We start from the raw sequence: 16000 nt of genomic DNA, 5'->3' as shown, positions 1-16000 counted from the left end.
CAATTGGTTTTGAAATTAAATTACCATCCTACGTTTTGTTGTATTCCTGATGATTGTACAGCCCTATTTGGTATTGGCCATACATGCATATAACTTGAATCAAAGTTTCTAGCTTTCCATACCTCTGATACCTTATAAGGAGAATCAGGGTTAGAACGATCTTCGTGAATTCTTCCATAAAGAGGTTTTCCATAAGCCTCTTTTGCATCTCCCCATCTTACTAAGTCAAAATGTCTATTTGCAAATTCTCCAGCTAACTCTACTCTTCTCTCATGTTTTAAATCAGTCATTGTCGCCCCATTCTTAGGTGCTAATCCAGCGCGCTTACGCACCTGATTTAATGCCTGATCACCATTCTGCCCAAGCATGATTTGAGCTTCTGCCTTCATTAGTAAAATCTCAGCATAGCGCATTAGAGGAACATTGTAGTTTGTTGTTGGTTTATCTCCATTCATATTGATAAACTTCCCTAAAGCATCTTCTGTACTATACTCATACATATACTTGTTAAACTGAAGTCCAGACATCGAATTCTCTGAAGAGTATCTTTTGGTCTGTCCAAAGTAGCTGAACTCATCTCCGAAGACTAATAGCGTTACTGCTCTACGTGCATCCCCTTTTTCGAACTCTTGGTATAACCCCTCAGTAGGTGTAAAATACCCCCATCCGTTATAAGCTCCCCATCCTTTGTTCTCTAACATACAGCCCGGAAGAATACTTCCTCCTTCTATTCCAGAGTTTACAGACCAGATATACTCACTCTTCCAGTTGTTTAAAGCACTGTGTAATTCTCTGTAATCTTTAGAAGGATTACCTGTATTGACAAGTGCTCTTCCTGATCCAGAATTTGTAACTGCGTCTGCATACTTAATTACTTCATTAAACTTAGAAGAGTCATATTGTGCCCAATATAAATAAGTCTTTGCGATATAGGCTAAAGCAGCATCTTTATGTGCTCTACCATAATTATCAGCTGAATAAGAAGTAAAAAGAGGTAATAACTCTGATGCTTTTGTCAAATCCTGAACGATATGGTCATAGTTCTCAATCACGCTTTTTGGCCTTGTATAGCTTCCTGCTGGCTGAGACATATTAGCCTCTGTAATAATAGGCACACCACCGTTATTTCCATTATCTCCATACGTATGCGCTAGCCAGAAATAAAAGAAACCACGCATAAAATAAGCCTCACCTAGTACTCTCTTCTTTAATGATTCGCTAATTTTCATTCCAGGAACATTAACAATGATATCATTAGCTCTTCGGATTACTTTATAAGCATTTTGATAAATACCATTGATATAGCCCTCATCCCCGTTTAGGTTAAAGTTTTTAATGTTATCTGCTGTTGCATTAAGACGTCCTGTTACCATATCGTCAGAAGCATTAATATACCAAAAGAACCCTCTCCCGAACATTTCATCTTCCATCATCATCTGATACAAGCTATTAGCCGCCTCTGTAGCATCCTGTTCTGTTTTCCAGAAGTTTTCATAAGATGTATTCCCTTTTGGATCTAACTCTGTAAAATCAGAACTACAAGCTCCTAGTGATAAGATTGCTGATAAACCTAATACTAAGCTATATTTAGATAAACTATATTTTTTCATAATTATAAGTGATTAAAAAGTAAATAAGAAACCTCCTGATATTGTTCTTGACACAGGATATCTTGCTACGTCCATTCCTACACCTCCTACTTCTGGATCTATACCATCATATCCAGTAATCGTAAATAAATTATCTCCAGACATGAATATTCTTAAACTAGATTTAGGAGATAGACTATTCATTACACTCTTAGGCATAGTGTATCCGATTGTTAAGTTCTTTAATCGTAAATAAGAAGCATCTTCTAAGTACCAACTAGAAGTCGTTCCATAGTTCTGATTATCATCTTTAGTAGATAATCTAGGAAGACTAGCATTCGGATTATCAGGAGTCCATGCTCCCATCACACGACTATCTAAATTATATCCTTGTAAAGAAGCATTGTAAGCTGTGAACTTATATCCGTTGAATACTTTCACATCACCTACTCCTTGGAAGAACATACTTAGATCAAAGTTTTTATATTCTAAGTTTAAACCAAAACTATAAGTAATCTTAGGTAAGTAAGCGTTCATAAACTGCTTATCATTATTATCTATCTTACCATCTCCATTGCTATCTTCAAACTTAAAGTCACCAGGTTTAGCATTAGGTTGTATTAATTTACCCTCATTAGAACGGTGCGCATCAATCTCTGATTGCGACTGGAAGATTCCTAAATAAGGAACTAAATAAGTAGAGTAAAGCGGTCTACCTACTACAGATCTATATGGAGAAAGTACCCCACGAACATTATCTCCATGAGCGATATAATCTATTCCGCTTTGGTTATATCCATTTAAGTTTACTAATTCATTTTCTAAGAAACTTGCATTCCCAAAGATCTTATAGTTTAAGTCTCCTATATGATCATTATAACTCAATGACAATTCGATACCTTTATTCAGTACTTCACCACCATTTACATCTGCTGCCGCTGTACCATGATGAGCATCTTCTAATCCTGGAATGATCATCCCTTTAGTACGCTTACTAAAGTAATCAGCCACTACGTTTAAACGTCCATTAAAGAAAGCAGCATCTAATCCAATATCAAAAGATTCTGATGTTTCCCATTTTAAATTAGGGTTAGACTGACGGTTTACATAAGTTCCTTTACCTGTAAGCATACCATCTTCTCCCATAATAATATCACTATTGCTAAGTGGTACATCAAAAGAATAATAGCCTACAGAATTAATATTTCCGATTTGTCCCCAAGAAGCTCTTAATTTTAATTCACTTATTGCATTTACATTAAAGAAGTTCTCTTGTGATATTCTCCATCCCACAGACGCAGAAGGGAATACTTCTGATTGGTTATTCTTAGCTAGACGTGAAGTAGTGTCCTTACGCAAACTTCCCGATACGAAATATCGATCATCGAAGTTATACATCACACGTCCTATCAAAGAAGTTAAGGCATCTTCATACACCTCTGTAACTGGCTTTCTGATGATAGAAGCATTACCCATATATTGGTTAAATGATTCTTCACTTCCAAAACCTTCTCCTTGTACAGAAATATAGTCGTAATTTGTTTTTTGCGCTGAATGAATAGCTGTTAAATTAACATCATGCTTACCAAATGTCTTGTGATAAGTCAACTGGTTATCCCATATCCAATGGGTTTTTTCGTAGTTATTTTCTAATAGGTAGTTATTTAAGTTTGTTCTTCCTAACTCTGGTGCCTTAGGCGTAAATTTCTTATACTTATTACTTGTATAATCATAACTATAAGAAGTCTTGAAGGATAACCCATCAACGATATCATAGTTTAAATACACATTGGCATTTAAGAAATTCGTTGGATTAGATGTTGTAGGTCTTAGCAGTAATGCTACTGGGTTATATACATCTCCATACGCTCCAGCAAACTGTGCTAAATCATGAGGGACTACTCCTCCAAATTTACCATCAGCATCGTATACAGGCGCTGCAGAAGGCATATATAAAGCACTGATAACACTTCCTGAATAAGAACTTGTAGTATTAGTACCAATAGCATTTGTATTTGAGTAGTATACATTCTCTCCAATAGTAACTTTATCAGTCAGCTTAGTATCTGCCTTTAATCTAAAGTTATAACGTTCAGAAAATGTTCCTATTAAAGTTCCTTCTTTTTTATTATACCCAAGAGAAGCAAAATAATTCGTATGGTCAGAAGCTCCAGAGATACTAGCATCTACATTGTGCATAGCTGCTGTTCTAAAGATTTCATCCATCCAATTTGTTCTATTCACTTGTCCCCACGGATTAAGTAGAGCATCATGCGCAGACTGTCTAGGAACTCCTGCATTATCTGCTGCCATATTATATACAGAAGCTTGCCCTTGTGCATCTAATGGTGTTGGTAGATTTGTAGATTTTGAAAAACCTGTATACACATTTAAAGAAACACTAGGATCTCCCTTTACTCCTTTTTTAGTTGTAATTACAATTACTCCTGAAGCAGCTTGAGCTCCGTAGATTGCAGCTGCAGCCGCATCTTTTAAGATAGATACAGATTCAATATCATTTGGGCTAATTGCTGGTCCGTAATAAGGCACACCGTCTACTACAGTAAGTGGAGCCTCATTAGCTAATGAACCTGAACCACGAATAACCATCTTACTGCTCTCAGAAGGATCTCCTCCTTGCTGCGTTACAGTTACCCCAGCAACTTGTCCTTGTAAGAAATCACTTAAATTAGACACTGGTCTAGAAGCAACTTGTTTAATATTGTCCACTGTTGCAATCGAAGTGGTAATATCTTTTTTCTTTGAAGCTCCATATCCAATTAGAACAACCTCATCTAAGATATTGCTGTCTTGTTCTAAAAGGATACTTACTAATTGAGCGCCTTGATAGTTGATCGTTTTCGTTTTGTATCCTAAATACTCCACAGAAAGAGTACCCGCTTCTTTGGCTAATTCTAGCGTAAAATTCCCATCGGCATCCGTAGTTACCCAAGTAGAATTATCCTTATTAGCGATTACTGTAGCAAAAGAAACAGGTAGGCCATCACTTTTGCCTGCTACCTTTCCTTTTACTATCACTTGTGCATGTAAGAAAGTACTACCTCCTATACATAACAGCCATACTAAGAAATGTCTTTTCATAAGATTGATTACATTGATATTTCACTTTCGAAAGTACTTCTGCTTTGTATAATACAGGGGTAATTTTCTTTCAGTCAAGTGTAATAATCTTTCAGTAAAAGGCTAATTCTATATCAGAGTAGTGTACTATTTGGACAATAACCTTTAGTTAACACTAGGATAATCTATTCTACACGTTCTTCTAGTCATTTTTAAAGTGTGAAGGACTGTGTTCAAAGCGTTTTTTAAAAGATTTACTGAAGTACTTTGGATCGTTAAAACCACATTCAAAACAGACTTCTGAAATCGTTAGGTCACCTTTCTCGATCAATACTTTTGCTTTTTGTAAGCGCATTTCAATTAATATTTCTAAAGGAGATTGCTCTACAAACTCTTTAAATAAACGATAGCACTTCATCTTAGAAATACCTAATTCTACTGTCAATTGATCTACACCAAAAGAGGCATCACTAAATCTTGCATTCATCATTTCCATTCCCTTTCTAAACAAGCGCTCATTAGGTGAGAGATTCACTATAACATCCTCTGTTAGATTCGTCTTCCAAAGGAGTGTATTGCTTTCCTTGTTTTCTTTATCATAGCGAATACGCTTAAAAACCATATTATCTAATGTAGTTTTACCAACTGGTAAGTGAATAAAATCACTAACCCCCAATTGACTCAATTGCTCTTGTACAAAATAATCTACTGTCTCTGCGATATAAAAGATAAGTAACCTTTGTTTCTGAGCCAGTTTTTTAATCTGTGCAAATAGAGATAAGGTGCGATCAGACATCTCAATATTATAAAGTACTAAAGCATCATACTTATAATGCTCTATATTCCCTACCACTCTACTCACACTGTGATTATAGACCAAATTAGTATCTTCTTGTCCTGCTAATAACTGTTTGACAATTGCTTTATCCTCTTCTTTAGCATACACTAGAATATTGGTTTTATCCTTTGGGAGCACTTGTAGCTCTTCTAAGAATTCATCCCAATTCCCCTTCTCTACTCTCCTATTTTCTTCTAATGGGACTAGAGGAATAGATATGCCAAGAGAGAACACTGACTCACTATTAATGATCAGTATACCATTTAGATTCTGTAATAAAGTCTCAAAAGCTCTGTAGTAAGGACTAAAATTTCTGTTGTCATTCCAAAACGCAAATAAAGTATGACTCTCTGAGTCTAAATCAATATGTAAAACATTGTTCTTCATATAGAAGCGAACCGTTATCTGCTGATTATCTTCTAAGTATTTATAACATTCGTATAGCAGATAACGCAAACACAGTTTAAAACGCAATAAATCTACTTCTACCCACTGAGCATCTACTTCATTACACACTACTATCTCTACGCCATACTTCTCTTTTATCGCTCCCCACTCCTCTTTTAGGTGCTCTATAAAAGAAGTCATCTCTACACTTACTAATTCTATAGTGTCAAAATCCTTAACTTGCTCTATATAGTTCCACTCCCGAACCATATCATAAACTTTAATTAGTTCCTCTTTTTGTGCTGCTTCAACATTTAATTCTTCTAGTATTCCCAATGTATTAACAATAGGTTTCTTAATTCGAGATAACAAGAAGATTCTGAAATTCTCCATCTCTATATCGTCATTCTTTAATTTGCTATGTAGATTCAGTAATTCTCCTTTCTGTTGTTCTATTTCTTGATTTAAAATACTAAGTTGTTCATTTTTATTAGCGAGATGTCTCTTTTGTGCTTCCACTTCCTTTGTTCGATCTCTTACCTGTTTTTTAAGCTCGATCTCTCTCTTTCTCATCTTTCTTTGCTTGATACGTACACGCCATAAAACAATTACCCCTCCAGCGATGACAAATAAAATAACAAAGTAAGGCTGTAAGAAAAAAGGCTTTTCGATTTCAAAAGCAATCATATATACTATACGCTTGTCTTTTTGTACTGTATCACGTATCTCTATCTGATAGCGTTTATGGTCTAAATCATCTAAATTAACTTCTTTTTGAGGAAGAACCCTCCAGTCATCAAAAAGACCTACTATTCTATATTCAAATTGATTAATCGGATATTGATTAAAACCTATAGGATATAAAGTAAGACGCAATTTATTCTCATCTGGTTCAAAAAAACTAACCTTTCCCTCTTCTGCTATACGTTCATTGAGTAAGACTCTAAATTCTGGGGCTTTTTGATCATTTCTGAGATGTCCTGGATCTATGATATTTAAGCCTTTATTTCCTCCATAAAGCAAAAAGCCTTTTTTACTCTGACTATATGCTCCTTCAGAAAATTCTAGTCCTTGCCAACCAATATAATTACTAAAGTTTAAGACGTTATAAGTATGTTTATCTATTGAAGCTATTCCTTTAGTAGTACTAATCCAAACATCATCCTGAGAAGGAGTAAGACTATACACCAAATGACTAGGAAGACCATCTTCTTCTCTAATTTGCTTCTTAAGTTCATAGTCAGTATCAAATACTGATATCCCTCCTAAAGTAGCCACCCATAGATCACCTGTAAAAGCATCTGCATAAGTAGAGAATACACTATTGCCTAGCAATCCTTTTTCTTGATTAATGATATTAATCTCCCCAGATCGACAATCGTAGAATACCACCCCATGTTCTTCAGTAGCTAAAATCAATAAATTATCTTGAATAGAAATATGACGAATATGGTATTGCTTTAATTTATCTTGATTGATAAAAGGTTCAAACTTTTTAGTCAGTGCATTATACTTGCTCACACCTCCCCAGCTACCCATCCATAGATAATGATTGATATCTTCTGCAAAGGCATACGTTCTATTACTGATAAAATGCTTGGTAATTCCCTCTTGAAAAAACTCTTGTTTACCCTCTTCTATCTTTACTACTCCTGCATAGGTTCCTATCCAGATATTACCATGAGAGTCCGAGTATAAACTGCGTATTCTGTTCCAATCCTTATTCTCTTTGTATTTTTCTATAACAACTGGTACAAAAGGTTCATTACGCTTCTTTTGATAAAAAACCCCTTGTGTATAATATCCTATCCATCTACCTCCTAGCTTATCTACCGCAATAGCGCGAATGGTCTCATGTGGTAGATGAGGTTGTCTCTCTGAATGAGAAAACACATAATCAAGACTTGCCTTATTCGTCGGTAGAATAGAGACTCCACCATCTTTAGTCCCTACCCATATATTGTCAAACTTATCTATATGCAGTACCATCACCTCATTACTGAGTAAGCTATAAGGATGCTGTGGATCTACTTTATGGTTTTCGATAATCTTATATTCCCCCTCTATTGCTCTTAATAGAAAAACACCTTGGCTTTTAGTACCGATCCATGTATTCCCATTAGTCTCTGTTGCAATAGCATTGATAATGAACTCCGGAAATTGCTCTCGTATATTCTCTAGTAAACTAGCTTGCACATAATACTGAGGAGACTTCTTTCTAGCATCCTCTACTAAGTGGTCTGCCATATCACCAATATAACGAGCATCTACAGATACAAACTGACCTCCTCTAAAAGTGAACCACTTTTTTGATTCTAGCTGTACGAGAATATTGCCTTGTTCATCTAAACTCAGTACACGAGGTTCACTAGAAAAACTATAATTCTGAAAAACATCATCCTTTATCCATAAACTTATCTGTTTCCCATCAGATAAGATCCACAAGCGATCTTCTCTATCCCTTAGTAATGCATAAATATCATTACCTCCAATAGAATTAGGATTCTTAGGGTCGTGTTTATAGACCTTTACTTGTTTGCCATCGAATAGGTTTAGCCCATCCCATGTTCCTATCCAGACTGCCCCATCAGGGTGATTTGCTATACAATTAATAGAATTATTAGAAAGTCCTTCTTTTGTAGTGATTGTTTTAAAGTGGACACTTTGCCCCCAAGAAAGGCAAGAAAACAGAAAAAATATAAAAAACCAACGCATCGGCACTATTATAGCTTATAAAATGCGTAAAAATAAAGGTATTGAAATATTTAGTCTATAAGCCCAAGTTAAATTATAGTTACCTATATGTTAGAAAAAATGTTTTAATACTATACAGATAACACATCTCTTGACAATATATCCTTACTGGGATTACCAAACAACTGTATCTTATTCATTCTTTTATAATTTCATTTCTTCTTATATCATCACATAGATTAAAAATCTCTTTCCATATATCACTTTCTCTTATACCTTTAATACTCCATAAGTCCGTCCCCTCGATACTCAAATATAGATTTCTAACTCTCTCTGCTTTTTCATACATTTCTATTGATATTCTTTTATTAGTAAGTAACTTTATAAGCGTATCACAATAAAAAAATGTACGAACATTAATATCGAATACTTCAAAAATCAAATACTCTATTTCATCATCATTACGATTTAGAAGAAAAGTACCACAACAATTAAGGGTTTCTAAAAAATAGCTATACGATTGCTCTTCACTAATCTCTTTCATCTTATTTCTCACTATTAATCTTCCTTTTATCACAAATATTCTCCGTTATTCCCCATACATCTTGTCTCATAAAAATAACATCTATTAAGTATTGCTTTCCTCAAGCATTATTTAAACCATAACTAATAAGCCTTTTAGCAATATCTAGATCGCTTACATTCTTATAGGTCTCTTGATTTGATTCTTCGATCATGTCAAGAAACACATAGAAATCAAATAAACTTGACAACACTATATTATTAGCTTCAAACTCTAACACTCCTTCTGTCTGTTCTATTTCAAAAAAAGAGAGCTCGTTATCTATTTGAAAAGGTTTTTCCATATATATTTCGATAACCTCTGAATCAACATTTAGGAAGTACAACTTACAAAAGTCCTGATAAGTCCCTCCTTTTCTGAAATATTTCACTAAGTCCACTAACTTCATTGTATCATCTAATTATAACATCTACATTACTGCTATACAACTACAGTATCATTCTAGATAAAGCAGTGTTTTTTAATTTAAGGTAAATCATTTGCTATTATTAGAGTATTAATACATGAATAGCATTTCCTCACACTTTGAATAAAATTAATCAAAATAACAAAACCAAAATACAACAATTCAAATAGCTATATAAAACAATTCCCATTGCTTAATTCTCTTAGACACACCACCTATTTCTCCCCTTACCTCCTACACCCTCTTTTCTCCTATCTATTTTTTTACTACCTTTGCCTGCAGTAAAGGCTTTGACTCAATGGTTATTATTGAGAATATTCTTCTATTCAAAGTCTGGTACATCTTACCAAAAAGAAAGCACAAACCACAGCTTTCAAAATCTCAATTTCAAAATTTTAACAAGTTTTTTAACATCGTAAATTCACTGCGAACCGAGTATTCATGCGGTCTCCGTTGTGGTTTGTTCGGAAAGTGTTCGGAAAACACCCCCTTTTTCCGAACACTTTGCAAAGAACTTCCGAACAACGCTCAAACAATCTTCCCGAAAGCCTTGATATCACTGACTTTGTCGCGTGCTGTAAATTCCTGAAAAACGCCTATATGTTAATTTTTTTAACAGCTGTGATTTGTCCTGTTTTTAGATTTTAGATTGGTTAAAATATTCTCATATTTAGAATTTTAATAGGCTTTAGTATCTATTGAACAGTCTAATAATCAATTAATAATACCATAGAAAAACTTTGATTACACCATTCTTTCATTTCATTCCTAAGAAAAGGAACGTTGCTTTTAGTCCTTTATTCTAAGACAAAAAAAAGAGCCCGAAGGCTCTTTTTTCACTAATTACCACGATTATTTTAACTATAATATTCTTCTTCACTCTATTATTTTTCCTGTGTCTAGGTTAAATTATAATTCTCTAAATATTAAAAAATAGATTCTTAAAATAGGAGCTAAAAAAAGATAAACATAATCCACCACCCACATATACTCATCGTTTACTCAATTATATCACTAATCTTATATAAATGGTATAAACCAATATAACAATCAAATTCTACTAAGTAATTATTTATAAAACAATAGTAAGCAATAGTATCTATTGTTTTAGGATCTACATCCTGCTTTAAAATATATTGATCAGATAAAGATTTTGAAAAATACAAATCAATAAATTCATCAAAACTCAATCTCTCATATTCTCCTGTTACACTATCTACTAAATCAAAACAAGAAGTTTCTTTTGAATTATCCAATACTCTCTGTTGATTTAGTGTTTTTTCAATAAACTCATAGAATGTAACCGATTTACTAGACTGATCATAAAGCCTCATTAAACTAGTCAAACGAATTACAGTAACTTGTTTTTCAGAGCATCTAGCGTATAGATTTATAAAATTATAATTTGATGGTAGAGTATCTCTATCATCAGTTACTTGTAGCGGATAATCAAATGCTAATTTTTCCAAAAAATGCTTGTCTAAATTAATACCGCTTTTATCTGTACATCCATACAAAACAAGCAGAACAAACAATAGTATTAATCTTTTCATCACTTAAATCTAAACTTTATTTAGATCTAAATTAATGTAATAATTTAAATATCTACATTTGTAAACATAAAAAAAGAGGTTCTAAAACTAGTCATGGTCGGAAGATTAATCTTCCGACCATGACTACCCGAAGGCTCTTTCTAATTTATTGTTTCAATACCCATGAGAAAATCAATGGGGCTACAATAGTAGCATCTGATTCGATTACATAACTTGGTGTATCTACGTCTAGTTTACCCCAAGTAATCTTCTCGTTTGGAATACATCCTGAGTAAGATCCAAAAGAAGTGGTAGAATCTGTAATCTGACAGTAGTATCTCCATCTCAATACTGAATCATCCTCTAAATCCTGTGCCCACATAGGAGCTACACACATAGCGAAATCTCCAGCAATACCTCCTCCTATCTGGAAGAAACCAACTCCCTGATCTACAGCATTCTTTTTATACCAATCTGCTAACCACACCATATAGTCTATTCCACTGTTCACTGTTCTAGACTTCAATTCCCCCTTGATTACATAAGAAGCGAAGATATTCCCCATCGTAGAGTCTTCCCATCCTGGTACTACGATTGGTAAGTTTTTTTCTGCAGCAGCTAGCATCCATGAGTTTTTAGGATCTATCTCATAATGCTCTTCTAACACACCGCTTAATAGTAACTTATACATATACTCATGTGGAAAATAACTCTCACCTGCTGCTTCGCTATCTTTCCATATTTTCTCGATATGCCCTTGTATTCTTCTAAATGCTTCTTCTTCAGGGATACACGTATCCGTAACACGGTTATATTTATTCTCTAACAGCGCTAACTCATCCTCAGGAGTTAAGTCTCTATAGTTAGGAATTCTTTTATAATGAGAATGCGCTACTAAGTTCATAATATCCTCCTCTAAGTTAGCCCCTGTACATGAAATAATAGCTACTTTGTCCTGTCTAATCATCTCTGCTAATGAGATTCCTAGCTCAGCAGTACTCATCGCACCTGCAAGAGAAATAAGCATCTTCCCTCCTTCATCTAAAAACTTTTCATACCCTTGAGCAGCATCTACTACAGTTGCTGAGTTAAAGTGGCGATAATTATGCGCCATAAATTGAGAAATAGGTCCTCTATTTTCCATTTTACTTGTATTGATTAAATTATTATTTAATAATGATATAGCCTTATCACGCTATTTTTGGGATACAAAGATTAGGATATAGAAAAAGGTTTTTTTTATCAAATGATAAAAAATTTTTTACATTTTTAGCAGTTATAATCCATACTCTAATCAGGTTAAATTTTTGTACTTCAATAAAAATAACTTTATTTGTAATAGAGGGATTCCTCTATCGAATAACAACCAAAACAAATATTATGACACAAGCAATCCAAGATCTATATCCTGAGAGCTTAGCGCACTGCTATGGCTGTGGAAAAAACAATCCTAATGGACATCAACTAAAAACATATCTTGACGGAGAAGAAACAATCGCTCGTTTTACTCCAGATACTAAATACACTGCTATACCAGGAAGCGTATATGGTGGTTTAATCGCTTCTCTACTAGACTGTCATGGTACAGGATCAGCAGCGGCATTTTTGTGTAAGCACAATAATATCCCACTAGAAGACACTATACCTGTGAGATGTGTAACAGCTTCTCTTAAAGTTGATTTTAAAGCCTCTACTCCTATGGGAGAAGAACTAGTGCTAAAGGGTAAACTAAGAAGCATAGAGGGCAGAAAGGTATGGGTAGATCTAACCCTAGAGGCTAATGGAATAATCTGTGCTACGGGTGAAATCTTAGCTATCCAATTAAAAGAGTAAGGGTTTGTATTTTTGTGATGTCGTTTTTTTATAAAATCGCGATGGTGTGAAATCGATTGGTCTATGCTGTCCATGTATAGTATATCACACCCTCTAAGTACATTATAGAGGTGCATACACACCACGAATTAAATATCTGCGACAGCACAAGTAGTAAAGCCTTATTAGCAATACAGCTAAAAGAGTAATCATATATGTTAAAAAAGGGAACCTCAATATAAGGTTCCCTTTTTTTAACTTACACTATATCAACAACTAGTAAAATCATTTAGTCTATAATATTAGAGTAAACTGTATTAAGCCCGTAGGGCAAGACTGTAAACTAATTACTGTGAACCGTTAACCTCCTAAGGACTATGTGTCAAGCCATTGCTTTATCGCTCGTGTTCTTTCTCTACTTAGATCTACCTCTACATCACCCTGTAATACTACACTTACCTTACTGTTTAGATTATTCTGAATAGCAGTGATGCTCTCGTAGCTTATTAGATATTGTCTAGATATTCTAAAGAATCGATTAGGATCTAATTCTGATTCTAGTTCTTCCATAGTGAATGGTAATACGTGAACAGATTTATCAAACATAACTGCTTTAGACAAACGAAATTCCGTATAGATATAGGCAATATCACTTGTCTGTACAACTTTATACCTATCGTTATTACTCAGTAAAAAACGTGTTCTATAACTCTGTTTCTTTCCGTGTATAACTTCGGTTAGATTACTTAAGATTTCTTTATCTAAGACCTGTAATTGATGCAGTTTTTTATACTTCGCTATGCTTTGTTCTAAGGCAGATTTTTTGATTGGTTTTAATAAATAATCTATACTGTTAACCTGAAATACTTGTAAGGCATACTGATCATAAGCTGTCGTAAAAACAATCGGTACATTTACTTCTATAGCATCAAATATTTCGAAGCATACTCCATCTCCTAATCTTATATCCATAAAGATTAGGTCAATATCATCATGCTGTTCTAGCCATTCTATACAGTCCTCTACACCTTCTATAACCTGTACGACCTGAATATCTTCTTTTATATCCTGAAGTAAGGTAGTCAGATGCTGTGCATTATACTGTTCGTCTTCTACTATCAATACTTTTATCATAGCTTATAACAATGGGATTTTAACTCTAAAAACGGATACGGTCTGTTCTATCACGACCTCTCTGTCTTCGATCAGTAAGTATCTCTTCTTTATATTCGTCAGTCCTAACTTAGAAGAATGAGGAAGAGTGTTCAATAATTGGAGGTTATTCTCAATAATTAAATATTCTTCTTCCCCATAAATATTCACAAAGAGGGGACTTTTTTTGGTTGCTTTATTGTGTTTTATTGCGTTTTCTAATAACAATTGTAAAGTCATGGGTGGAATCTTCATTCCTAACAGCTCTGGTCTGACATTGATCTCTACTTGTATACTTTCGCCAAAGCGAATCTTAATCAAGTATAAATAATCAATCAAGAACTGTATCTCCTTGGCTAGACTGACTAAGTCATGCTCTAGGTTTACCAATAGATAGCGTTGCACATCAGACAATCGCTCTAAGAATTCACTTGCTTTCTCTTTATCTTCTTGGATTAGGCTTCTTAGTACACTGTAATTATTAAACATAAAGTGTGGGTCTAATTGAGCTTTTAAAGATGCTAGTTGGCTCTGTAATACTATTTCTTTCATCTGTGCATTTTCATAAACAGACTCTTTCCACATCTTTACTAGCTTTCTTCCATTGTGTACAACAATAACAAAGACAGTAAGGCATAAGCCTATAAAAAACATCTGTCTAGCGCCTAACCAGTCTTCTCGTGCTGTATGATCTTGATCTATTAAATAGTAATCTGTCACAATAACTAAAAATAAGAAGACTACAACACAAATAATCACATGCAATACTCCAAACCGAATTACTTCTTTTATAGAATACGTCTTTATCGGCAATCGGTCTGACAGATAAATACCTAGGGTAGTCACAATCCAACTGATAGCTATAAACCAAATCACATCTGCCGTAAAGGTATATCCACTCTCAAAAGAAACTATCTGATACTGATCTGCAGTACTAATAATGTACAACGAAAAAATAAAAAACAACGCTACTAAGAGCGTTAAAGCTACTCTATACCTCCATTCTTTCTTACTCCTCTTTTGCTTTTGTGTTTTCATTACAGATTAAAATTATGCTATTCTTTCCTGATTTTTTCGATTATATACCTAAAGTAACAAAAAACAAAGCTCGTTTTACATTTTTTATAACTGAACTTGTCTTCCTTAGTCTTAAGTTAAGAAATAGCTCTCAATTACAATACCAGAATAGCATTTAACCTATTACTTTCATCATATAATAATACCCTGAAAAGCCAAGTTTATCACTTGTTCGTTCGTCTAATTCGTTGTATTTCACTTCTACAAAACCTATTTGCTCATATAGTTTTTTTGCACGAGGGTTCTCTTTAATTACATCTAAACTTACATATCTTGCATGATGTTCTAAAGCTAACTTTTCTACTTCTTCTAATAGCATTTTTCCGACTCCTAATCCTCTAAAATTCTCATCTACCGCAATAGCATCTACATAGACCACATCCTTATCTCTCTTAGAAGGAAAGTACATAATGAGCTGCATCATCTTATAAAGTCCTCTTATCAGCCCATATACCTTAATCATAATACTCAGAGAAATATTCAAAGTACATTGACCATTGTGTTGATAAGCTGCTACACCTATTAATTCTCCTTCACTAGAACGTGCCACGATAATATGCTTAGCATCTAGAGATGCTAAAATAACTTGATGTATTTCTTCCTCTGTCCCTAGTATTCCTTTTAGTTTTTCATTAAAAGCCTGTTGCAAAACATGAGCCGCAGTACTGCGATATCCCCTGCCCAAATATCTATTTATTCTCATCTTCTCTTATTATTCTTACACAAAAATACAGGAGTATTCAGCTCTTATAGGGTATAGATACATCAATTGACATTTTTTGCTCTTGAATAACCTATTCACTTCTATTTAACCCAGATTATGCAATAGACATATAAACGAAAAGTAAT

11 protein-coding genes are annotated in these 16000 nt (G+C 34.1%); 1 reads left to right on the top strand and 10 read right to left on the bottom strand.

The genetic code is table 11. The annotated features are described in order from the left end of the window. Positions 1–20 precede the first annotated feature (20 nt). The 7 genes from E0Z07_RS12995 to E0Z07_RS12965 all read right to left on the bottom strand — a co-directional run bounded on the left by E0Z07_RS12995 (position 21) and on the right by E0Z07_RS12965 (position 12254). The gene (locus E0Z07_RS12995; RefSeq protein WP_006258980.1) at positions 21–1610 is read right to left on the bottom strand and encodes a RagB/SusD family nutrient uptake outer membrane protein; all 1590 of its coding nucleotides are present in this window, start codon (positions 1608–1610) and stop codon (positions 21–23) included. 12 nt (positions 1611–1622) lie between these two features. Beyond that, complete coding sequence (locus tag E0Z07_RS12990) at positions 1623–4691, bottom strand: SusC/RagA family TonB-linked outer membrane protein (RefSeq protein ID WP_006265208.1); 3069 nt, start codon at positions 4689–4691, stop codon at positions 1623–1625. 181 nt (positions 4692–4872) lie between these two features. Continuing rightward, entirely contained in the window at positions 4873–8610 is a 3738-nt protein-coding gene (locus E0Z07_RS12985; RefSeq protein ID WP_006258982.1) for an AraC family transcriptional regulator, read from the bottom strand. A gap of 175 nt (positions 8611–8785) precedes the next feature. Further along, positions 8786–9133, bottom strand: coding sequence for a hypothetical protein (locus tag E0Z07_RS12980; RefSeq protein WP_006265207.1), 348 nt, complete (start codon positions 9131–9133; stop codon positions 8786–8788). A gap of 100 nt (positions 9134–9233) precedes the next feature. Beyond that, positions 9234–9560, bottom strand: a complete 327-nt coding sequence (locus E0Z07_RS12975; protein WP_006265206.1) for a hypothetical protein — start codon at positions 9558–9560, stop codon at positions 9234–9236. A gap of 1016 nt (positions 9561–10576) precedes the next feature. Next, a complete protein-coding gene (locus tag E0Z07_RS12970) occupies positions 10577–11131 on the bottom strand; it encodes a hypothetical protein (RefSeq protein WP_006258985.1) in 555 nt (184 codons plus the stop codon). A gap of 145 nt (positions 11132–11276) precedes the next feature. After that, the gene (locus E0Z07_RS12965) at positions 11277–12254 is read right to left on the bottom strand and encodes a deoxyhypusine synthase family protein (RefSeq protein WP_006258986.1); all 978 of its coding nucleotides are present in this window, start codon (positions 12252–12254) and stop codon (positions 11277–11279) included. Between the two features lie 236 nt (positions 12255–12490). Between E0Z07_RS12965 and E0Z07_RS12960 the strand changes: the two genes are divergently transcribed. Then, the gene (locus tag E0Z07_RS12960) at positions 12491–12943 is read left to right on the top strand and encodes a PaaI family thioesterase (RefSeq protein WP_006258987.1); all 453 of its coding nucleotides are present in this window, start codon (positions 12491–12493) and stop codon (positions 12941–12943) included. Between the two features lie 354 nt (positions 12944–13297). Here E0Z07_RS12960 and E0Z07_RS12955 read toward each other — a convergent pair whose 3' ends face one another. From E0Z07_RS12955 to E0Z07_RS12945, 3 genes are all read right to left on the bottom strand, one after another. Next, entirely contained in the window at positions 13298–14056 is a 759-nt protein-coding gene (locus E0Z07_RS12955) for a LytR/AlgR family response regulator transcription factor (RefSeq protein ID WP_006258988.1), read from the bottom strand. Between the two features lie 3 nt (positions 14057–14059). After that, the gene (locus E0Z07_RS12950) at positions 14060–15112 is read right to left on the bottom strand and encodes a sensor histidine kinase (protein ID WP_006258989.1); all 1053 of its coding nucleotides are present in this window, start codon (positions 15110–15112) and stop codon (positions 14060–14062) included. 154 nt (positions 15113–15266) lie between these two features. Next, entirely contained in the window at positions 15267–15854 is a 588-nt protein-coding gene (locus tag E0Z07_RS12945) for a GNAT family N-acetyltransferase (RefSeq protein ID WP_225581542.1), read from the bottom strand. Between the last annotated feature and the right edge of the window lie 146 nt (positions 15855–16000).

Origin of the sequence: Myroides odoratimimus, assembly GCF_004337635.1 — a bacterium.
Taxonomy (GTDB): Bacteria; Bacteroidota; Bacteroidia; order Flavobacteriales; family Flavobacteriaceae; genus Flavobacterium; species Flavobacterium odoratimimum.
Note: the sequence above shows the minus strand (reverse complement) of the source record. Positions and strands in the feature narration are given on the sequence as shown.